Source organism: Streptomyces litmocidini (assembly GCF_014649755.1).
GTDB lineage: Bacteria > Actinomycetota > Actinomycetes > Streptomycetales > Streptomycetaceae > Streptomyces > Streptomyces litmocidini.
Window position 1 is genome coordinate 318,651 of sequence record NZ_BMTQ01000001.1, and the last position, 19,053, is coordinate 337,703.

Annotated in this window: 20 protein-coding genes and 1 tRNA gene; 10 read left to right on the top strand and 11 right to left on the bottom strand. The window is 72.8% G+C overall.

Annotation, left to right across the window (positions count from 1 at the left end; all coding sequences use genetic code 11):
• Nucleotides 1–23: 23 nt before the first annotated feature.
• The 3 genes from IE180_RS01395 (at nucleotide 24) to IE180_RS01405 (ending at nucleotide 3,681) form a co-directional block, all read left to right on the top strand.
• Nucleotides 24–2,399, top strand: coding sequence for a ribonucleoside-diphosphate reductase subunit alpha (locus tag IE180_RS01395; RefSeq protein ID WP_190154865.1), 2,376 nt, complete (start codon nucleotides 24–26; stop codon nucleotides 2,397–2,399).
• Nucleotides 2,399–3,415 carry a ribonucleotide-diphosphate reductase subunit beta gene (locus IE180_RS01400; protein ID WP_190154866.1) on the top strand — a complete coding sequence of 339 codons (1,017 nt, stop codon included), beginning with the start codon at nucleotides 2,399–2,401 and terminating at the stop codon, nucleotides 3,413–3,415. Before IE180_RS01395 ends, IE180_RS01400 begins: the two co-directional genes overlap by 1 nt.
• A 65-nt stretch (nucleotides 3,416–3,480) precedes the next feature.
• The gene (locus IE180_RS01405; protein WP_190154867.1) at nucleotides 3,481–3,681 is read left to right on the top strand and encodes a hypothetical protein; all 201 of its coding nucleotides are present in this window, start codon (nucleotides 3,481–3,483) and stop codon (nucleotides 3,679–3,681) included.
• A gap of 62 nt (nucleotides 3,682–3,743) precedes the next feature.
• On the opposite strand, the gene def is transcribed toward IE180_RS01405, so the two are convergent.
• The 8 genes from def to IE180_RS01445 all read right to left on the bottom strand — a co-directional run bounded on the left by def (nucleotide 3,744) and on the right by IE180_RS01445 (nucleotide 11,165).
• Complete coding sequence (gene def / locus IE180_RS01410; protein WP_190154868.1) at nucleotides 3,744–4,376, bottom strand: peptide deformylase; 633 nt, start codon at nucleotides 4,374–4,376, stop codon at nucleotides 3,744–3,746.
• A gap of 67 nt (nucleotides 4,377–4,443) precedes the next feature.
• Complete coding sequence (locus tag IE180_RS01415; RefSeq protein ID WP_055600922.1) at nucleotides 4,444–5,424, bottom strand: tetratricopeptide repeat protein; 981 nt, start codon at nucleotides 5,422–5,424, stop codon at nucleotides 4,444–4,446.
• 79 nt (nucleotides 5,425–5,503) lie between these two features.
• Nucleotides 5,504–6,823, bottom strand: a complete 1,320-nt coding sequence (locus IE180_RS01420; protein WP_373302633.1) for an HD-GYP domain-containing protein — start codon at nucleotides 6,821–6,823, stop codon at nucleotides 5,504–5,506.
• A complete protein-coding gene (locus tag IE180_RS01425; RefSeq protein WP_190155199.1) occupies nucleotides 6,820–8,298 on the bottom strand; it encodes an HD-GYP domain-containing protein in 1,479 nt (492 codons plus the stop codon). The genes IE180_RS01420 and IE180_RS01425 overlap by 4 nt, the downstream gene beginning before the upstream one ends.
• Nucleotides 8,299–8,448: 150 nt before the next feature.
• On the bottom strand, nucleotides 8,449–8,766 hold the full coding sequence (rsrA, locus tag IE180_RS01430; protein ID WP_190154869.1) for a mycothiol system anti-sigma-R factor: 318 nt from the start codon (nucleotides 8,764–8,766) through the stop codon (nucleotides 8,449–8,451).
• Nucleotides 8,763–9,419, bottom strand: a complete 657-nt coding sequence (locus tag IE180_RS01435; RefSeq protein ID WP_030207302.1) for a sigma-70 family RNA polymerase sigma factor — start codon at nucleotides 9,417–9,419, stop codon at nucleotides 8,763–8,765. The genes rsrA and IE180_RS01435 overlap by 4 nt, the downstream gene beginning before the upstream one ends.
• Before the next feature lie 242 nt (nucleotides 9,420–9,661).
• The gene (locus IE180_RS01440; protein ID WP_190154870.1) at nucleotides 9,662–10,294 is read right to left on the bottom strand and encodes an alpha/beta hydrolase family protein; all 633 of its coding nucleotides are present in this window, start codon (nucleotides 10,292–10,294) and stop codon (nucleotides 9,662–9,664) included.
• Nucleotides 10,295–10,349: 55 nt separating this feature from the next.
• A complete protein-coding gene (locus IE180_RS01445; RefSeq protein ID WP_190154871.1) occupies nucleotides 10,350–11,165 on the bottom strand; it encodes an SOS response-associated peptidase in 816 nt (271 codons plus the stop codon).
• Between the two features lie 50 nt (nucleotides 11,166–11,215).
• Between IE180_RS01445 and IE180_RS01450 the strand changes: the two genes are divergently transcribed.
• The 4 genes from IE180_RS01450 (at nucleotide 11,216) to IE180_RS01465 (ending at nucleotide 14,690) form a co-directional block, all read left to right on the top strand.
• Entirely contained in the window at nucleotides 11,216–11,902 is a 687-nt protein-coding gene (locus IE180_RS01450) for a M50 family metallopeptidase (protein ID WP_190154872.1), read from the top strand.
• A gap of 20 nt (nucleotides 11,903–11,922) precedes the next feature.
• Nucleotides 11,923–13,257 carry a 3-phosphoshikimate 1-carboxyvinyltransferase gene (gene aroA / locus IE180_RS01455; RefSeq protein WP_190154873.1) on the top strand — a complete coding sequence of 445 codons (1,335 nt, stop codon included), beginning with the start codon at nucleotides 11,923–11,925 and terminating at the stop codon, nucleotides 13,255–13,257.
• Nucleotides 13,258–13,260: 3 nt separating this feature from the next.
• The gene (rsgA, locus tag IE180_RS01460) at nucleotides 13,261–14,274 is read left to right on the top strand and encodes a ribosome small subunit-dependent GTPase A (protein ID WP_190154874.1); all 1,014 of its coding nucleotides are present in this window, start codon (nucleotides 13,261–13,263) and stop codon (nucleotides 14,272–14,274) included.
• Nucleotides 14,275–14,366: 92 nt separating this feature from the next.
• Nucleotides 14,367–14,690, top strand: coding sequence for a DMT family transporter (locus tag IE180_RS01465; RefSeq protein ID WP_190154875.1), 324 nt, complete (start codon nucleotides 14,367–14,369; stop codon nucleotides 14,688–14,690).
• Here IE180_RS01465 and IE180_RS01470 read toward each other — a convergent pair.
• Nucleotides 14,582–15,217, bottom strand: a complete 636-nt coding sequence (locus IE180_RS01470; protein WP_190154876.1) for a TetR/AcrR family transcriptional regulator — start codon at nucleotides 15,215–15,217, stop codon at nucleotides 14,582–14,584. The two genes, IE180_RS01465 and IE180_RS01470, sit on opposite strands and share 109 nt — an antisense overlap.
• 116 nt (nucleotides 15,218–15,333) lie before the next feature.
• Here IE180_RS01470 and hisN point away from each other — a divergent pair, with 116 nt between their 5' ends.
• Nucleotides 15,334–16,143 carry a histidinol-phosphatase gene (hisN, locus tag IE180_RS01475; protein ID WP_190154877.1) on the top strand — a complete coding sequence of 270 codons (810 nt, stop codon included), beginning with the start codon at nucleotides 15,334–15,336 and terminating at the stop codon, nucleotides 16,141–16,143.
• 196 nt (nucleotides 16,144–16,339) lie between these two features.
• The gene (locus IE180_RS01480) at nucleotides 16,340–16,732 is read left to right on the top strand and encodes a CBS domain-containing protein (protein WP_190154878.1); all 393 of its coding nucleotides are present in this window, start codon (nucleotides 16,340–16,342) and stop codon (nucleotides 16,730–16,732) included.
• A 66-nt stretch (nucleotides 16,733–16,798) separates the two neighbouring features.
• On the opposite strand, the gene IE180_RS01485 is transcribed toward IE180_RS01480, so the two are convergent.
• Nucleotides 16,799–18,250, bottom strand: coding sequence for a catalase (locus IE180_RS01485; protein ID WP_190154879.1), 1,452 nt, complete (start codon nucleotides 18,248–18,250; stop codon nucleotides 16,799–16,801).
• Between the two features lie 168 nt (nucleotides 18,251–18,418).
• Between IE180_RS01485 and IE180_RS01490 the strand changes: the two genes are divergently transcribed.
• Nucleotides 18,419–18,838 carry a Fur family transcriptional regulator gene (locus IE180_RS01490; RefSeq protein ID WP_190154880.1) on the top strand — a complete coding sequence of 140 codons (420 nt, stop codon included), beginning with the start codon at nucleotides 18,419–18,421 and terminating at the stop codon, nucleotides 18,836–18,838.
• Nucleotides 18,839–18,950: 112 nt separating this feature from the next.
• On the opposite strand, the gene IE180_RS01495 is transcribed toward IE180_RS01490, so the two are convergent.
• Nucleotides 18,951–19,024: transfer RNA gene (locus IE180_RS01495), tRNA-Met, on the bottom strand.
• Nucleotides 19,025–19,053 lie beyond the last annotated feature (29 nt).

Consider the following 19,053-nt stretch of genomic DNA (forward strand, 5'->3'; position numbering starts at 1 on the left):
GCCGAGCGAGGGAGAGCCCCCACGTGACCATCGCGCCCGCCGATCCGGCTTCGGCCGAGGCTTCCGCGGTCGAGAGCGACGGCCCCGGGACCGTGCTGCTGCGGACCCTGACCGACCTCACCGCCGATCTCCCCGACACCGACCCCGGCAAGGTCGCCGCCGCCGCGCTCCGCGGCCGCAGCGCCGCGTCGGACGAGGCGGAGCTGCGCGAGCTGGCCACCGAGGCGGCCGCCGGCCTGATCGCCGACGACCCGGCGTACTCCCGGCTCGCCGCCCGGCTCCTCACCCTGACCATCGCCGACGAGGCGGCCGGCCAGGGCGCCACCTCCTTCTCGGCCTCCGTCGCCGTCGGTCACCGCGAGGGCCTCATCGCCGACCGCACCGCCGAGTTCGTCGCCCTGCACGCCGCACGGCTCGACGCGACGATCGACGCGGCCGGCGACGACCGCTTCGGCTACTTCGGTCTGCGCACCCTCTACTCGCGCTACCTGCTGCGCCACCCGATCACCCGCAAGGTGATCGAGACCCCGCAGCAGTTCATGCTGCGCGTCGCCTGCGGCCTCGCCGAGGACGACAGCGTCCGCGCCCTCGACGAGGTGGCCGCGCTGTACGGCCTGATGAGCCGTCTGGACTACCTGCCGTCCTCCCCCACGCTCTTCAACTCCGGCACCCGCCACCCCCAGATGTCCTCCTGCTACCTGCTGGACTCCCCGCAGGACGAGCTGGACTCCATCTACGACCGCTACCACCAGGTCGCGCGCCTCTCGAAGCACGCGGGCGGCATCGGCCTGTCGTACTCCCGGATCCGGGCCCGCGGTTCGCTGATCCGCGGCACCAACGGGCACTCCAACGGCATCGTTCCGTTCCTGAAGACCCTCGACGCCTCCGTCGCCGCCGTGAACCAGGGCGGCCGCCGCAAGGGCGCCGCCGCGGTCTACCTGGAGACCTGGCACGCGGACATCGAGGAGTTCCTGGAGCTCCGCGACAACACGGGCGAGGACCAGCGCCGTACGCACAACCTGAACCTGGCGCACTGGATCCCGGACGAGTTCATGCGCCGGGTCAACGCCGACGCCGAGTGGTCGCTGTTCTCCCCGTCGGACGTGCCCGAGCTCGTCGACCTGTACGGCGAGGAGTTCGACGCCGCCTACCGCAGGGCCGAGGCGGCGGGCCTGGCCCGCAAGACGATGCCGGCCCGCGACCTGTACGGCCGGATGATGCGGACCCTGGCCCAGACCGGCAACGGCTGGATGACCTTCAAGGACGCCTCGAACCGCACGGCCAACCAGACGGCCGAGCCCGGCACCGTCGTCCACTCCTCGAACCTCTGCACCGAGATCATCGAGGTCACGAACGACGGCGAGACGGCCGTCTGCAACCTGGGTTCGGTCAACCTGGGCGCGTTCGTGACGGGCGGCGACATCGACTGGGAGCGGCTGGACGAGACCGTCCGCACGGCCGTCACCTTCCTCGACCGGGTCGTCGACATCAACTTCTACCCGACCGAGCAGGCGGGCCGCTCCAACGCCAAGTGGCGCCCGGTGGGCCTCGGCGCCATGGGCCTCCAGGACGTCTTCTTCCAGCTGAAGCTGCCGTTCGACTCCCCCGGGGCGCGCGCCCTGTCCACCCGGATCGCCGAGCGGATCATGCTCGCCGCGTACGAGGCGTCCGCCGACCTCGCCGAGCGCAACGGCCCGCTCCCCGCCTGGGACGAGACCCGCACCGCGCGGGGCGTGCTGCACCCCGACCACTACGGCGTGGAGCTCAACTGGCCGGAGCGCTGGGCCGCGCTGCGCGAACGGATCGCCGCCGTCGGCATGCGCAACTCCCTCCTCCTGGCCATCGCGCCGACGGCGACCATCGCCTCGATCGCGGGCGTCTACGAGTGCATCGAGCCGCAGGTCTCCAACCTGTTCAAGCGCGAGACGCTGTCCGGCGAGTTCCTCCAGGTCAACTCGTACCTCGTCGACGAGCTGAAGAAGCTCGGCGTGTGGGACGCGCAGACCCGTGAGGCGCTGCGCGAGTCCAACGGCTCGGTGGCCGGCTTCACCTGGGTCCCCGCCGAGGTGCGCGAGCTGTACCGCACGGCCTGGGAGATCCCGCAGCGCGGCCTCATCGACATGGCGGCGGCGAGGACCCCCTTCCTCGACCAGAGCCAGTCGCTGAACCTGTTCATGGAGACGCCGACGATCGGCAAGCTGTCGTCGATGTACGCGTACGCCTGGAAGCAGGGCCTGAAGACGACGTACTACCTGCGCTCCCGCCCGGCCACCCGGATCGCCCGCGCGGCCCAGGCCGCGACGACCGCCGCCCCGATCCCCGTCCAGCAGGCGACCCCCGACGCGGACGCGATCGCCTGCTCCCTTGAGAACCCCGAGTCCTGCGAGGCCTGCCAGTAATGAGCTCCACCGAGAAGAAGAACCTCCTGGACCCGGGCTTCGAGCTCACGCTCCGCCCCATGCGCTACCCGGACTTCTACGAGCGCTACCGGGACGCCATCAAGAACACCTGGACCGTGGAGGAGGTCGACCTCCACTCGGACGTCGCCGACCTCGCCAAGCTCACCCCCGGTGAGCAGCACATGATCGGCCGGCTGGTCGCGTTCTTCGCGACGGGCGACTCGATCGTGGCGAACAACCTGGTCCTGACGCTGTACAAGCACATCAACTCCCCGGAGGCGCGGCTGTACCTGAGCCGTCAGCTCTTCGAGGAGGCGGTGCACGTCCAGTTCTACCTGACGCTGCTCGACACCTACCTGCCCGACCCGGACGACCGCGCCGCCGCGTTCGACGCCGTCGAGAACATCCCCTCCATCCGCGAGAAGGCGCAGTTCTGCTTCAAGTGGATGGACTCGGTCGAGAAGATCGAGAAGCTGGAGACGGCCGCCGACCGCCGCCGCTTCCTGCTGAACCTGATCTGCTTCGCGGCGTGCATCGAGGGCCTGTTCTTCTACGGCGCCTTCGCGTACGTCTACTGGTTCCGGTCCCGCGGTCTGCTGCACGGTCTGGCGACCGGCACCAACTGGGTGTTCCGCGACGAGACGATGCACATGAACTTCGCCTTCGAGGTCGTGGACACCGTCCGCAAGGAGGAGCCCGAGCTCTTCGACGACGCCCTTCAGCAGCAGGTCACGGACATGCTGAAGGAGGCCGTCGAGGCGGAGCTGCAGTTCGGCCGCGACCTGTGCGGCGACGGCCTGCCGGGCATGAACACCGAGTCGATGCGCGAGTACCTCCAGTGCGTCGCCGACCAGCGCCTCCAGCGCCTCGGCTTCCCGCCGGTGTACGGCTCGGAGAACCCGTTCGCGTTCATGGAGCTCCAGGGCGTCCAGGAGCTGACCAACTTCTTTGAGCGCCGCCCGTCCGCCTACCAGGTGGCGGTCGAGGGCTCGGTGGACCTCGACGAGGATTTCTGATCGTCTCCGCGTCCCCCAGAGTTATGATCGACTTCGCTCAACATCCACACCCTGGGGGGTAGTTCATGTCTCGTGCCAATCGCATCCTCGCCACGGCGGGCATCGCCGCGCTGCTGACCGCTGCCGGCACCGCGTCGGCCTCGGCCGAGGTCATCGGCTGGGACTCCGCACCGCGTGACGGCGTCATCGGCTGGGACTCCGCACCGCGTGACGGCGTCATCGGCTGGGACTCCGCCACGCAGGACGGCGTCATCGGCTGGGACTAGTCGTATAACGAAGGGCCCCGCACTCCTCGGAGTGCGGGGCCCTTCGCCGTACGTGCGGAAGGTCAGTCGTTCGGGACCGTCTCGTAGCGCGGGGTGCCCTCGGCCATCTGGCGGAGGGCGTCCTTGCGGTCGCGCTTGGAGAGCTTGTCGATGTACAGGAAGCCGTACAGGTGGTCCGTCTCGTGCTGGAGGCAGCGGGCGAAGTAGCCGGTGCCGCGCACCTTGATCGGGTTGCCCTGGGCGTCCTGGCCGTGGACCTCCGCGTAGTCGGGGCGGGCCAGCTCGGCGTAGGCCGTCGGCACGGACAGGCAGCCCTCGTTGGACTCGTCCAGGACGCGCCGCTCGGCCGGGAGCTCCTGGAGGACCGGGTTGCAGACGACGCCGACGTGCCGGACGCCCTCGTCGTCCATGCAGTCGTAGACGAAGACCTTCAGGTCCACGCCGATCTGGTTCGCGGCCAGGCCCACGCCCTCGGCGGCCTTCTGGCTGGCGAACATGTCGTCGACGAGCTTCGCGAGCTCGTCGTCGAACTCGGTGACGTCCTTGCACTCGCGGTGGAGCACGGGGTTGCCGACGACCGTGATGGGGCGGGCCGTGCCGCGCTCACGGTAGGCGAGCTCCCGCGCCTCGCAGTCCTCCGTGTCCACGACGTAGCCGTCGTTGATCGTCTGCTCGTCCGTGTCCTGCTGCGCCATGTCCGGCCGCGCCCTTCTGAAAACCCGATTCCGTCGAAGGACAGCCTACGGGGCCGGGAGCGGACGCTCAGCAGACCTCTTCCAGATCACGCCATTCCCGGCTGTCCGGGCTGTCCGCGACCCAGCCGTCGAGGAGGCCCCGCACCAGGCCCGCCGGGGCCGCGATGCCGCACTCCCGCTCGGGCACCCACAGCTCGCCGGGCGAGCGGTGGCCGAGCGGGCCCGGGTGGCCCGGCTCGCTGTGGTCGTGCGGGTCGGAGTGCTCGCCCTCGCCCTCGGCGCTCGGCATGGTCGACTCCGAGCAGGCGCGGCAGAGCAGCCGCACGGAGGACGACCAGTCCTCGGCGGCGAAACCGGCCTCGGCGGCGAGCTGTTCCAGGGCGTCCCGGTCTGCCTCGGTGGCCGCCTCCAGGAGCACCACCCAGGTGGGGACGGGCGAGGGCGCCCACAGCTCGATCTCGTCGAAGACGGGGTAGGAGGGGCCGGCGGTGGTGGTCCGCTCGCCGTTGGGCACGCCGTCGTGGAGGACGACCTCGCCCCAGCGGCGGCCGGAGGAGGGCAGCGGGATGGAGAGGACCTCGATCCGGGCCGGGTCGAGCCGGCGGCCCCACACGACCTCCGCCTCGCCCTCGGGCGAGAGCCGGACGGCGGCGCTGCCCAGCTCCATGCCGGCGGGCTCGCCGGTGCCGGCCGCGGCGCCGGGCACCTTCAGTCCGTAGGCCTGCCAGGCCCGGCGGGCCAGCGGCCAGTCCTGGAGCGCGGTGGCGGCGATGCCGACGTTCCACCAGTCGGGGGCGCCGCTCTCCTTGTCGAGCAGCGCGACCGCGCGCAGCCCGGCGGCCCGGGCCTGCTCCCAGTCGTGCCGGAACTTGTGCAGCAGCGCCAGATTGAACCAGGACTCCGAGAGCCAGGGCTCCAGATCCGCCGCGCGCGTCAAAAGTGCGCCCGCGTCCTCGTACCGGCCGTCGCCGATCAGCGTGAACGCGCGGTCGGTGGCCTGCCGCCACGAGGCGGAGGGCCGATGCCGTACCTTCCCGAAGATCTTCACGATTCCCGCCTGCCGGTCGCTTCACCCTCTTGTTCGCATCCAACCATGCCCGGTCGGACGCGCGCTCATTACCCATGGGTTACCCAGGGACGGCGGAGGTCACCCCAGCGGCTCCGCCGCGTGCCAGGACCCTGGCCAGGCATTCGACGACATCCGGGTGATAGTCGCGGGCGGTGCCGAGCCTGAGCCGCTCCAGGGCCCCGAGCGCGGCGGCCGCGCCCTCGCCCGTCCCGGTGGCCGCGAGGTCGTCGTAGGCGTTCACGGCGCGGACGATCCGGGCGGGAAGCGGCTGCTCGCGGTACGGATCGGCCTGCCGCTCCACGACGACGGCGACGGCCTCGGGGACCCCGGTCCTGCGGACGACCTCGCCGCCCAGGAGGGCGATCCGGCGCTGCTCCTCGGCCGGGAGGAGGGCGGTGGCGCCGCCCGCGACGGGGTCGACGAGGGAGAGCTGGCCGATGTCGTGCATGAGCGCCGCGTGCTCCAGGACGGCGAGCTCGGCCCCGGAGAGGCCGAGCTCGCGCCCGACGGCCGCGCTGAGGGCGGCGACCCGGCGGGCGTGCCCGGGCGGGGTGCAGCCGGCGATCTCGGTGGCGCGGGCGAGGGAGGCGATGGTCTGGCGGTTGACGGTCCGCACGGCCGCGTACCGCCGGAAGGAGACCTGGGTGAGCAGGAGCGGGACGGCGAGCACGGGGAGCGCCCAGAGTCCGGCGGCGGCGACGCCGAGCGCCATGACGGTGCCGGTGGCGCAGACGGCGGAGCCGATGCCGAGGAAGGCGCGGAGTTCGTCGCGCAGGAGGGGGCCGTACGGGAATCCGGTGCGGGCGCGGAGCAGGAGGGCGGCGAGCACGGCGTCGCACAGGGCGGTCAGGAGGAGCAGGAGGACCAGGAAGAGGGCGTACGCGGGGCCCTGGCCGAGGTGTTCGGTGACGACGCCCGCGTTGTAGAGGGGCTGGAAGCAGAGGGCGGCGAAGCCGACGGTGAGGACGCGGCGGGCGAGGTGGTCGAGTCCGGGTCCCCGGCCGCGGGCGACGTGCGGGACGATCCCGGCGAGGCCCGCGGCGACGACGACGGCGACGGTCTGCGGGACGCCGTGGGTGGTGGGGGCGCCGGCGCTGGTCCCGAGCAGGGCGTACGCGAGGGCTCCGGCCGCGGCCAGGGGCGCGGGTTCGCTCCCCCGGGGCTCCTCGGCGGCGGGGGGCGTCCCCGTGCCGGGTGGGGCGCCCCAGCGGGCGAGTTCGCCGAGGGCGACGAGGGTGCCGAAGGCGAGGGCGTTGCCGGGTTCGTCGAGGCCGTGCCAGAGGGTGCTGCCGAAGCAGGCGAGGCCGAGGAGGAGCGCGGCGCCGCGCACGGCGCCGACGGTGACGGCCCCGGGCCGCGGGCGCGGGCGGAGCCTCACGCGCGCTCCCTGGGTCTGTCGGCCGGGGGCGCGTCCGCGCCGGCCCGCCTCGCGGCGCCGTCCGTGCCGGTGGCGGCCTCCGCGGCTGCCGTGCCGGGCGGTTCCGGGTCGGCGGGGTGACCGGCCTGCTCCGGGCCCGCTTCGCGGGGCGGCGGCACGTTGCCTCCGGGCGGGCCCGGCGGGGCCTCGTCGGCGGTGACGGCGGGCTGCCAGCCGTGCCGGTCCAGTGCCCGGACGAGGGCGGTGACCATCCGGGGGTCGAAGTGGGTGCCGGCGCAGCGCTCCAGTTCGGCGAGGGCGGTGGGCACCGGGCGGGCCCGGCTGTAGGAGCGGGTGGAGGTCATGGCGTCGAAGGCGTCGGCGACGGCCACGACCCGGGCGAACTCGGGGATCTGCTCGCCGTGGAGCCCGTACGGATAGCCGCTGCCGTCCATGCGCTCGTGGTGGTGGAGGATCGCGGCCCGCGCCTCGCCGAGGAAGCCGATGCCGCGGACCATCTCGTGGCCGTACTCGGGGTGCAGTTCGATGACCCGGCGTTCCTCGGGGGTGAGGGGTCCGTCCTTGGTGAGGAGCCGGGTGGGCACGCCGAGTTTGCCCACGTCGTGCAGGATGCCCGCGAAGCGGACGACGTCGAGGCGGTCCTCGGCCATGCCGAGCTCACGGGCGATCAGGACGGAGGCCTGGCCGACGCGTTCGCTGTGGCCGCGGGTGTACCGGTCCTTGATGTCGACGGCCTGGACGAGGGCGCGGATGGTGGCCTGGTGGGCGGCGCGCTCCCGGTGGTACTGGGCGAAGACCCAGTGGGAGATGTACATGGGGAGGAGCACGAAGAGCGCCGCGACGGGGCCGTAGGTGCTGCGCCAGAGGACGGCCATCATCAGTCCGGCGAGGCCGTGGACGGTGTGCGGGACGAGGGAGCGGCCGAGGAGGCCGCGCCAGGCGGCCCGGGGCGGGAGCCCGCCGACGGTGGCCCGGATGCCGCCGTCGAGGGCGGTGAGGGCCAGGCAGAGGACGAGCGCGGCGGCGCCGGCGGGCAGCAGCGCGTACGGCAGGTCGGGGGCGTCGGGGCCCCGGCCGAGGGCGGTGGGGGCACCGAGGGCGTCGGCGGTCAGGGCGGCGGCCCGGACGGCGACGGCCGCGGCGGCGGCCCGCCAGGCGCGGCGGAGCGCGGCGGGGGGTTCCTCGACGCGGGCGAGGAGGCTGCCGGGGATCGCGGTGAGCGCGGCGGCGGCGGGGGGCAGGAGGAGGGCGGCGGCGAGGAGGACGGGGAAGAAGGAGCCGGTGCCCATGGGAAAGGAGCGGCCGAGGAGCCGGCAGCGGGCGGGCAGCTCGCAGAGCGCGTACAGGGCGGCGAGGAGTGCGACCGTGCCCCAGGGGACGGTCGCGCCGGGGCGCAGTGCGGGCAGGACGCACGCTCCCGCCCCGAGCAGGGCGCAGCCGATGTACGCGCGGGCCGCTCGTGGAATGACCTTCACGCCCATCACGCCGGTCACGCTAGCGAGTCGGGCGGACGGCGACGGCGCGCTCGGAGTGATTCGCACCATCGGGTGATACAAGCTGATGTATGCGCGAGGCCGCCGCGAGCGGTGCGCGACGGCCTCGGTCCCCGGTGCGTGAGGGGGGTGTTACTCCTGCGGGGCCGGCGTCGTCGGGGCGCTCGCCGTGATGTCCTGCTCGGGCACCAGGTGTCCGGCGCGGATCAGGTCGATCCGGCCCATGACCTTGGCGCGGAGGTCGGCGGGGACGTCGTCACTGCCGCAGCAGCGCTTGACGAGCTTCTTCACCGCCTGCTCCAGGCCGTACTTCTCCAGGCACGGGGAGCACTCCTCGAAGTGCACCTCGAACTTGGTGCAGTCGCTGTCGGGCATCTCATGGTCGAGGAACTCGTAGAGATGATCCAGGACCTCTGAGCAATCCGTCTCGTGCGGCTCTCCGCAGCTCATGAGCCCGAGCCTTTCAGATCGTTCGACGACTCTCCGGCGCCCGCGGGCACCAGCCCGCGGTCGCGGGCGTAGTCCTCGAGCATGCCGCGCAGCTGGCGGCGGCCCCGGTGCAGTCGGGACATCACCGTACCGATGGGTGTCCCCATGATGTCCGCGATCTCCTTGTACGCAAAGCCCTCGACATCGGCGAGATAGACGGCGATGCGGAACTCCTCGGGAATCGCCTGGAGCGCTTCCTTCACGTCGGAGTCCGGGAGGTGGTCGAGCGCCTGCGACTCGGCGGAGCGCAGACCGGTCGACATGTGCGACTCGGCGCGGGCGAGCTGCCAGTCCTCGATCTCCTCGGCGGCGCTGCGCTGGGGCTCGCGCTGCTTCTTGCGGTACGAGTTGATGAAGGTGTTCGTGAGGATGCGGTACAGCCACGCCTTGAGGTTCGTGCCCTCACGGAACTGGTGGAACGACCCGTACGCCTTGGCGTAGGTCTCCTGCACCAGGTCCTCCGCGTCCGCGGGGTTGCGCGTCATGCGCAGCGCGGCCGAGTACATCTGGTCGAGGTAGCCGAGGGCGTCCCGCTCGAAGCGCGCGTTGCGCTCCTCGGTCGTCTCCTCGGGGCCGTCGTCGGTCCCTGTGTCGGTCCCAGTGACCGGACCCACCTCCTCCAGCGCGGCGGCGAGCCCGAGGGCGGACCCGCTCGTTTCGGAGGATAGACGAGGAACCGCTCCGCCCGCCGCCCGAATCGGGGCGGTCCTGGGAGCGGGCAGCACTGTCCAGGCGAGGTCAGCGGCCTGCGCGCGCTCCGGGCAGATGGTCGAACCCATGCGACGGTCTCCCTCTTCCTTGCTCTCACACCGACGCCCTCCACAACAGCGGCCCCCCGCTCCGCATTCCCGGTGCGTCAGCGGAGGGCGGAGATCCACTCGACGACCCCGTCCACGAGCAGGGCCACGGCCTCGTCCTGGCTCAGCGGCGCGCGCCGGGGGACCGCGAAGCCGTGGTCCCCGTACGGGACCTCCACGAGTTCGTACGGACCTTCCGGATACTCCTCGGGCCGCCCGAAGGGGTCGTTGCCGCCCTGGACGACGAGGGTGGGCAGGCCGGTGCCGAGGAGCTCCTCGGCACGGGACCGCTCGGGCCTCCCCGGCGGATGGAGCGGGAAGCTCAGGGCGAGGACGGCGAGCGCGCCGAGCTCCCGCCCGGTGCGGCAGGCGACCCGGGCCCCGGCGCTGCGGCCGCCCGCGACGACGGGGAGGCCGGGCTTCGCGAGGGACGGCCAGAGGCCGCGCCAGCCGGTGTCGAGGGTCTTCGGCGCGGGCGCGACCTTCTTGCCGGCGACCCGCCAGGGCTGCTCGACGAGGGCGACGGTCACGCCGTGCGCGGGCAGCTCCCCGGCCAGTGCCCGGAGGTCGCGGGCCTCGACGCCGCCGCCGGCGCCGTGCCCGAGGGCGAGGACGGTCCGGGGGTTCGTCCCGGGGTACCACGTGATGCGTGCCTCACCGGCGTCGGTGGGGACGGTCTCGTACTGTGTCACGTCCCCATCCTGCCGCCGTCACGGGCCCGTCCCGCCCTCCGGTCCGGTCCGCGCGTCAGAACAGCGTGCCGGCCTCCGGCCCGTCCAACTCCGCCAGGAGCTCGGGGCCGTTGTTGCGGACGTTGCTGACGGCGGTCGCGACCGGGTGGGCCCGCATCAGGCCCTCCGGCGGCGGGGCGAGGAGTCCGCGCAGCTGCTCGGGGTCGGTCCGCGCCGGGTCGAGCCAGGCGTCCCAGCGGTCCTCCGTCAGCATCAGCGGCATCCGGGGGTGGATGTCGTGGAGCGAGCGCGGGCCCTCGGCGGGGGCGACGCCCAGCGGCCCGGTCTCGGCCTCGGTGGTGATCACCGAGCAGGTCACCCACCAGGCGGAGGGGTCCCCGTCGGGCAGGGTGCGGTCGCGCCAGAACTCGTAGAGCCCGGCCATCGCGAGGACGGATCCGTCCGCGGGGGTCACGAAGTACGGCTGCTTCCGGGGCCGCTTCTTCCTGCCCTCGACCTCCAGTTCCCGTTCGGCGGTCCCGGTCACCCATTCGTAGTAGCCGTCGGCGGGCAGGATGCACCGGCGGGACCGGAAGGCGCGCTTGAAGGAGGGCTTCTCGTCCACGGTCTCCGCGCGCGCGTTGATCATCCGGGCGGCGCCCTCCGGCGTCTTCGCCCAGGACGGCACGAGTCCCCATCTCAGCGCGCGCAGCTGGCGAACCGGACGCGGGGATCCCGCGTCCTTCACGGGACGCTCCAGAACGGCCCAGACCTCTTTGGTGGGGGCCACGTTCCAGTCGGGGGCCAGTGCCTCCTCCGGCTCCCACTTCTCGACCCCGAAGATCTCGACGAGGTCCTCGGGCCGTCGACTCGATGCATACCGTCCGCACATGCGTGCCACACTGCCACGATCCCGACCACGAGCGAGGAGCAGTCCGCCCCATGACCCAGGTCCTCGGCACCCAGCCCGCTCCCGATGCGTGGATCGTCTACGTCACCGCCGTCTGCGCGCTGGGCCTGGTCGCCCTCCGCCGCCTCTGGCTCCCGGCCCGGAACGCGATCACCATCGCCCACGAGGGCGGGCACGGGCTCGTCGCCCTCGTCACCGGCCGCCGCCTGGAGTCGATCCGGCTGCACTCGGACACCAGCGGACTGACCGTGTCCCGGGGCCGCCCGACCGGCCTCGGCGTCGTCCTCACCCTCGCCGCCGGCTATCCGGCGGCCCCGCTGCTCGGGCTCGGGGGCGCCGCCCTGCTCGGCACCCGCCACGTCACCCTGCTGCTCTGGATCGCGACCGCCCTGCTGCTCGCGATGCTGGTGATGGTCCGGAACGCGTACGGGATCCTCACCGTGGTCCTGACGGGCGCCGCCTTCCTCCTCGTCTCCTGGCTGACCGGGCCGAACGTCCAGTCGGCCTTCGCGTACGCGGCGGTCTGGTTCCTGCTGCTCGGCGGTGTCCGCCCGGCCTTCGAGCTCCAGGCGAAGCGGCGCCACGGCGGCACCCCCGACTCGGACGCGGACCAGCTGTCGCGGCTCACCCAGGTGCCCGCGGGCGTGTGGCTGTTCTTCTTCCACGCCGTCGCGATCTCGGCCCTGATCGGCGGCGGGCGCTGGCTCCTGGGCATCTGACTCCCCCGTACAGTGAGTCCATGACCGCAGCAGCCTCCGCGACGCACTCCGACCCGCCCACCGACCTCTGGCCCGCCCCGCACGCCCGCGGCGCCGTCGACGCGACCGTCACCGTGCCCGGATCGAAGTCGGTCACCAACCGCGCCCTGGTCCTCGCCGCGCTCGCCGCCGAACCCGGCTGGCTGCGCCGCCCGCTGCGCTCCCGCGACACCCTCCTGATGGCCGAGGCGCTCCGCGCCCTCGGCGTGAGGATCGAGGAAGGGGTGGGCCCCGACGGCTCCGGCGAGGCCTGGCGGATCATCCCCTCCCCGCTGCGCGGTCCCGCGACGGTCGACGTCGGCAACGCGGGCACGGTCATGCGCTTCCTACCCCCGGTCGCGGCCCTCGCGGACGGCCCGGTGCGCTTCGACGGCGACCCCCGCTCCCACGAGCGCCCGCTGCACGGCGTGATCGACGCGCTGCGCGCGCTCGGCGCCCGGATCGACGACGACGGCCGGGGCGCGCTCCCGATGACCGTGCACGGCGCCGGCGGCCTGGACGGCGGCACCGTCGAGATCGACGCCTCCTCGTCCTCCCAGTTCGTCAGCGCCCTGCTGCTCTCCGCGCCCCGCTTCAACCAGGGCGTCGAGGTGCGGCACGTCGGCAGCCGGCTCCCGTCGCTCCCCCACATCCGGATGACGGTCGACATGCTGCGCGCGGTCGGCGCCCAGGTCGACGAGCCGGAGCACGGCGGCGCCCCGAACGTGTGGCGGGTGACGCCCACCGGGCTGCGCGGCCGGGACCTCGTCGTCGAGCCCGACCTGTCGAACGCGCAGCCGTTCCTGGCGGCGGCCCTGGTGACCGGCGGCCGGGTGACGGTCCCCGACTGGCCGGCGCGGACCACCCAACCGGGGGACGAGCTGCGTCGGATCTTCACCGAGATGGGTGGTTCCTGCGAACTCACCGACGCGGGCCTGACCTTCACCGGCACGGGCCGGATCCACGGCATCGACGTGGACCTCGGCGAGGTCGGCGAGCTGACCCCCGGGATCGCGGCGGTCGCGGCGCTCGCCGACTCCCCGTCGACCCTGCGCGGGGTGGCCCATCTGCGGCTGCACGAGACGGACCGGCTCGCGGCGCTCACCAAGGAGATCAACGGGCTCGGCGGCGACGTGACGGAGACCGAGGACGGCCTCCACATCCGCCCGCGCCCGCTGCACGGCGGCGTCTTCCACACGTACCACGACCACCGCATGGCGACGGCGGGCGCGATCATCGGCCTCGCGGTCGGGGGCGTGGAGATCGAGGACGTGGCGACGACGGCGAAGACCTTGCCGGACTTCCCGACGATGTGGACCGAAATGCTCGGGGTCTGAACCATGCGGCGCTACGGCAAGCACACCGACGAGGACGACATCCGCCAGCGGCCCAACCGCAAGGGCACCCGCCCCCGCACCAGCATCCGTCCGAAGCACGAGGACGCCGTCGAGGGCATGGTCCTCACCGTCGACCGCGGCCGGCTGACCGTCCTGGTCGACGACCGGGCGGTGACCGCGATGAAGGCGCGCGAGCTGGGCCGCAAGGCCGCCGTCGTCGGCGACCGCGTCTCCCTGGTCGGCGACCTCTCCGGCGAGAAGGACACGCTGGCCCGGATCGTGCGGATCGGCGAGCGCAGCTCGGTGCTCCGCCGCACGGCCGACGACGACGACCCGTACGAGCGGGTGGTCGTCGCCAACGCCGACCAGCTGGCGATCGTCACCGCGCTCGCCGATCCGGAGCCGCGCCCCCGGCTGATCGACCGCTGTCTGGTGGCCGCCTACGACGGCGGGCTCTCCCCGCTGCTCGTCCTGACCAAGTCGGACCTCGCCCCGCCGGACGCGCTCCTGGAGATGTACGGCGCGCTGGGCGTGCCCCATGTGGTGACCACCCGGGACGAGTTCGTCGACGGGGTCGCCGCGGAGCGGGTCCACGAGCACCTCAAGGGCCGGACGACCGCGTTCGTCGGGCACTCGGGCGTCGGCAAGACGACCCTGGTGAACGCCCTGGTCCCGCCGGAGCGGCGGCGGACCACGGGTGTCGTGAACGCGGTCACGGGCCGCGGCCGACACACCACCACCTCGGCGCTCGCGCTGCCGCTGAACGACGAGGAGGGCGGCTGGGTCATCGACACGCCGGGCGTGCGCTCCTTCGGTCTGCACCACGTCGATCCGTCCCGGGTGATCCTCGCCTTCCCCGATCTCGTGCCGGGCACGGAGAACTGTCCGCGCGCGTGCAGTCACGACGAGCCGGACTGCGGGCTCGACGCGTACGTGGCGGAGGGGCACGCCGATCCGGCGCGGCTGTTCTCGCTGCGGCGGCTGCTCGCGACCCGGGAGCGACGCGAGGGCGACTGAGCCGTCGGTGTTTGAGCCCGGCCGCTGTCGGTAAGTGCATAATCGCACCAAGTGCGACGAAGCGGTCACCGACGGCGTGGGAGGCACTGACGATGGCGTGGCTGCTGGTGGTGATCGCGGGAGTCCTGGAGACGGGCTTCGCGGTCTGTCTGAAGCTCTCGCACGGCTTCACCCGACTGTGGCCGACGATCGCCTTCGCCTCCTTCGCCCTGGGGAGCTTCGGCCTCCTCACGCTGGCGCTGCGGAAGCTCGACGTCGGCCCGGCGTACGCGGTGTGGACGGGGATCGGCGCGGCCGGAACGGCGATCTACGGCATGGTCTTCCTCGGCGACGTGGTCTCCGCGCTCAAGATCGTCTCGATCACCCTGGTCATCGCGGGGGTCATCGGACTCCAGCTCTCCGGGGCCGCGCACTGAGGGGTCACCGGCAGGGCCGGTGCGACGACATGGCTGAGGGCGATCCGTACGGCGAGCTCGCAGCCGGCCGCCCACCGCTCCCCCGCGCAGGCGGCGGTCTCCGCCACGAGTTCGGCGGGCGCGGGCGGTCCGGCGTCGGCGCGCCGCTGGGCGGGGACGGGGGCGGGCCGGGCGCCGGGCCGGGCCGGCCGGGGCTGGGGCAGCCGTTCGTTCCAGGCCCCGGTGAGCAGGGCCCGGAGCAGCGGGCGGACGGCGGCGCGGGCGACGATCCACTCGGCGACGGCGACGAGGTTCCGCTCGGGCGGGGCGGGGGCTGCGAGCAGGTGCCGGACGCCCTGGAGGTAGGAGTCGGCCTCTCTGCGGACGAGGGCGCGGGCGAGCCCCTCCTTGCTGCCGAACTCGTTGTAGAGGGTCTGCCGGGAGACCCGGGCCGCGGTGGCGAGGTCGGCCATGCGCACGGCGGACCAGGGGCGGTGCGCGAGCGCGGCGAGCGCGGCGTCGAGCAGTGCCTCTCGGGCGTTCGCCATCCTCACCTCCGGAGGGAACGGTCGTCCGCTCAGCGTCGGCAGGCGCCCCCTCCCTGTCAAGGGGCTGCGGTGGACGGTTCGCCGCGTGTCCGCACGGCGGGGATAGAGTGCCGACCATGGCCGATTACCACGATGATCTGCGTCTCGCCCACGTCCTCGCGGATGCCGCCGACGCGGCCACCATGGACCGTTTCCAGGCGCTCGACCTCCGGGTCGAGACGAAGCCGGACATGACTCCGGTGAGCGAGGCCGACAAGGCGGCGGAGGAGCTGATCCGCGGACAGCTCCAGCGCGCCAGGCCGCGCGACGCGATCCTCGGCGAGGAGTACGGCGTGGAGGGCTCGGGCCCGCGCCGTTGGGTGATCGACCCGATCGACGGCACCAAGAACTACGTGCGCGGGGTGCCGGTCTGGGCGACCCTGATCGCGCTGATGGAGGCCGGGGAGACCGGTTTCCAGCCGGTGGTGGGCGTGGTCTCCGCCCCGGCGCTCGGCCGGCGCTGGTGGGCGGCGAAGGGGCTGGGCGCGTACACGGGCCGCAGCCTGGCCTCGGCGACCCGGCTGAACGTCTCGAAGGTAGCGTCCCTGTCGGACGCCTCCTTCGCGTACTCCTCGCTGAGCGGCTGGGAGGAGCAGGGCCGCCTCGACGGCTTCCTCGACCTCACGCGCGCGTGCTGGCGGACCCGGGCGTACGGCGACTTCTGGCCGTACATGATGGTCGCGGAGGGTTCCGTGGACATCTGCGCGGAGCCGGAGCTGTCGCTGTGGGACATGGCTGCGGTCGCGATCGTGGTCCAGGAGGCCGGGGGCACGTACACGGGCCTGGACGGCCGGCACGGCCCGCACAGCGGGAACGCGGCGGCGTCGAACGGTCTGCTCCACGGCGAGCTGCTGAGCCATCTGAACCAGGAGGGCACCCGGGGCTGACCGGCCCGCCCTCCGGGAGCGCGCCCGGGGACGGGCCGGCCCGCCGCCCGGGAGGGCGGGCGCTCCCGGCACTCCCCGGGGACGCCTCGCGCGCCCCCTTTACGGCCCACCCCGCCGGTGCAACTCTGAGAGTCCCCCCGCTTGTGAACTTGTGAATTCTTTCTCGTGGGGGTCTCACCAAGGAGGTGGCTCGTCCATGCTCGTCCGTGACGCCATGAGCACCGTGGTCCTCACCATCGGCCCCGCCCACACCCTCCGACAGGCGGCCCGGCTGATGTCGGCGCGCCGCGTCGGCGCGGCGATCGTCCTCGACGCCGACGCCGGCGGGCTCGGCATCCTCACCGAGCGCGACGTCCTCAACTCCCTGGCGCGGGACCAGGACCCCGACCGGGAGACCGCCGGCTCCCACACCACCCGTGACGTGGTCTTCGCCGCGCCCACCTGGACGCTGGCGGAGGCGGCCGAGGCCATGACGCGCGGCGGCTTCCGCCACCTCGTCGTCCTCGACGACCGGGGCCCCGTGGGCATCGTCTCCGTACGCGACATCATCCGCTGCTGGATCCCGGTGCACAGCGTCGCCGCCGGCTGAGCACGCGAGGGCGTGTCCGGCCTCCGTACGGAGCTCGGACACGCCCTCCACCCCCGGCGAGCGCCCTCAGCCGCGCAGGGCCCGGACCGCGGCCTCCAGCCGCTTGCCGAAGTCACCGTCCGCCTTGCGGAAGTTGTCGATCGCCCGCTCGGCGATGTCGTCGCGCGAGACCTTGGCCAGGAAGCCGGCGAGGTTCCCGACGAGGCGGCCCTTCTCGTCCTCCGACATCAGCCGGTAGAGGTTGCCCGCCTGCACGAAGTCGTCGTCCTCGGCGTGCGAGGGCACGGCGTGGTCGCCGGTCGCACCGGTGACCGGGGAGCCGACCCAGAGCGGCCGGTCCGTCTGGTGCGGGCCGCCGAAGCTGTTCGGCTCGTAGTTCTTCGCGCCCTTGTGGCGGCCGTCGTAGAGGAAGCCGTCCCGCGCGTGGGTGCGCGCCTCGGTGGCGTGCGGGCGGTTCACCGGGAGGTGGTCGGCGTTGATGCCGACGCGGTAGCGGTGGGCGTCGCCGTAGGCGAAGAGGCGGCCCTGGAGCATCTTGTCCGGGGAGGGGCCGATGCCCGGCACGAAGTGCGCGGGGCTGAAGATCGACTGCTCGACCTCGGCGAAGACGTTCTCCGGGTTGCGGTTGAGCTCCAGCCTGCCGATCTCGATCGGCGGGTAGTCGGCGTGCGGCCACACCTTGGTGAGGTCGAACGGGTTGAAGCGGTAGGTCGCCGCCTCGGCCGCGGGCATGATCTGGACCTGCACGGTCCAGCTCGGGAAGTCGCCGCGCTCGATGGCCTCGCGCAGGTCGCGCTGGTGCGAGTCCGGGTCCTCGCCGGCGAGGCGGTCGGCCTCCTCCTGGGTGAGGTTCTTGATGCCCTGGTCGGTCTTGAAGTGGTACTTGACCCAGAAGACCTCGCCGGCCTCGTTGTTCCACTGGTACGTGTGCGAGCCGAAGCCGTCCATGTGGCGGTACGAGGCGGGGATGCCGCGGTCGCCGAAGAGCCAGGTGACCTGGTGGGTCGACTCCGGGGAGAGGCCCCAGAAGTCCCAGACGTTGTCCGGCTCCTGCGAGCCGGTGTACGGGTCGCGCTTCTGGGTGTGGATGAAGTCGGGGAACTTGATGGCGTCCCTGATGAAGAACACCGGGGTGTTGTTGCCGACGAGGTCGTAGTTGCCCTCCTCGGTGTAGAACTTCAGCGCCCAGCCGCGGGGGTCGCGCACCGCGTCCGCCGAGCCGAGGCTGCCCGCGACGGTGGAGAGGCGCAGGAAGGTCTCGGTCTCCTTGCCGACCTCGGAGAGGAAACCGGCGCGCGTCCACCGGGTGACGTCGCGGGTCACCGTGAAGGTGCCGTAGGCGCCCGCGCCGCGCGCGTGGACCACGCGCTCCGGGATCCGCTCGCGGTTGAAGTGGGCGAGCTTCTCCAGGAGGAGCTGGTCCTGCACGAGGACCGGGCCGCCGGCACCCGCGGTCTCGCTGTTCTGGTTGTCGGCGACCGGAGCCCCGGCCTCCGTGGTGAGCGGTCCCTGTGTCACGTGTGCCTCCTGCGTCATCCCTGCGCGTCCCGTCCCTCGCCCCGGACCCCTTGAACGAGTCCTTGGCCAATCTCGTTCTCGATCCTACAATAGACAAAGTCCAAATCAAGCAGACATCCAAAGTCACACCCGTTCGGGATCTTGTTCCCGGCTGTTAGGCTGGCCCCCATGAGTGACCTGTTGGAACGACTGCGCGGACGCGGCTGGCGGATGACCGCGCAGCGCCGCGTCGTGGCCGAGGTCCTCGACGGGGATCATGTGCATCTGACCGCCGACGAGGTCCACGCCCGCGCGGTGTCGAAGCTGCCCGAGATCTCGCGCGCGACCGTGTACAACACGCTGGGCGAGATGGTCACCCTCGGTGAGGTCATCGAGGTCGCGACCGACGGCCGCGCCAAGCGGTACGACCCCAACGCCCACCGGCCCCACCAGCACCTGGTCTGCGGCCGCTGCGGCGCGATCCGCGACGTGCACCCGGCAGGCGACCCGCTGGCGGACCTCCCGGACACCGAACGCTTCGGCTTCACGATCTCGAACGTCGAGGTCACCTACCGGGGCGTCTGCCCGAGCTGCGCCACGACGGCCTGACGACACGCCGACGAAGCCCCCGCTCCGGCGGGGGCTTCGTCGTGCCCTGGGCACGCGGACACGACGAAGGCCCGGATCCGGTGAACGGATCCGGGCCTTCGCTGCCACTGAGTAGCGGGGACAGGATTTGAACCTGCGACCTCTGGGTTATGAGCCCAGCGAGCTACCGAGCTGCTCCACCCCGCGTCGGTAAACACGACTGTACGGGACCCCCC

Bases quoted from the DNA above. Each gene is read 5' to 3' on its own strand.
- IE180_RS01400 (WP_190154866.1), top strand. From the start codon at position 2,399: ATGAGCTCCACCGAGAAGAAGAACCTCCTGGACCCGGGCTTCGAGCTC.
- IE180_RS01405 (WP_190154867.1), top strand. From the start codon at position 3,481: ATGTCTCGTGCCAATCGCATCCTCGCCACGGCGGGCATCGCCGCGCTG.
- def (WP_190154868.1), bottom strand. From the start codon at position 4,376: ATGGCGCAGCAGGACACGGACGAGCAGACGATCAACGACGGCTACGTC.
- rsrA (WP_190154869.1), bottom strand. From the start codon at position 8,766: ATGAGCTGCGGAGAGCCGCACGAGACGGATTGCTCAGAGGTCCTGGAT.
- IE180_RS01445 (WP_190154871.1), bottom strand. From the start codon at position 11,165: ATGTGCGGACGGTATGCATCGAGTCGACGGCCCGAGGACCTCGTCGAG.
- IE180_RS01450 (WP_190154872.1), top strand. From the start codon at position 11,216: ATGACCCAGGTCCTCGGCACCCAGCCCGCTCCCGATGCGTGGATCGTC.
- aroA (WP_190154873.1), top strand. From the start codon at position 11,923: ATGACCGCAGCAGCCTCCGCGACGCACTCCGACCCGCCCACCGACCTC.
- rsgA (WP_190154874.1), top strand. From the start codon at position 13,261: ATGCGGCGCTACGGCAAGCACACCGACGAGGACGACATCCGCCAGCGG.
- IE180_RS01465 (WP_190154875.1), top strand. From the start codon at position 14,367: ATGGCGTGGCTGCTGGTGGTGATCGCGGGAGTCCTGGAGACGGGCTTC.
- IE180_RS01470 (WP_190154876.1), bottom strand. From the start codon at position 15,217: ATGGCGAACGCCCGAGAGGCACTGCTCGACGCCGCGCTCGCCGCGCTC.
- hisN (WP_190154877.1), top strand. From the start codon at position 15,334: ATGGCCGATTACCACGATGATCTGCGTCTCGCCCACGTCCTCGCGGAT.
- IE180_RS01480 (WP_190154878.1), top strand. From the start codon at position 16,340: ATGCTCGTCCGTGACGCCATGAGCACCGTGGTCCTCACCATCGGCCCC.
- IE180_RS01490 (WP_190154880.1), top strand. From the start codon at position 18,419: ATGAGTGACCTGTTGGAACGACTGCGCGGACGCGGCTGGCGGATGACC.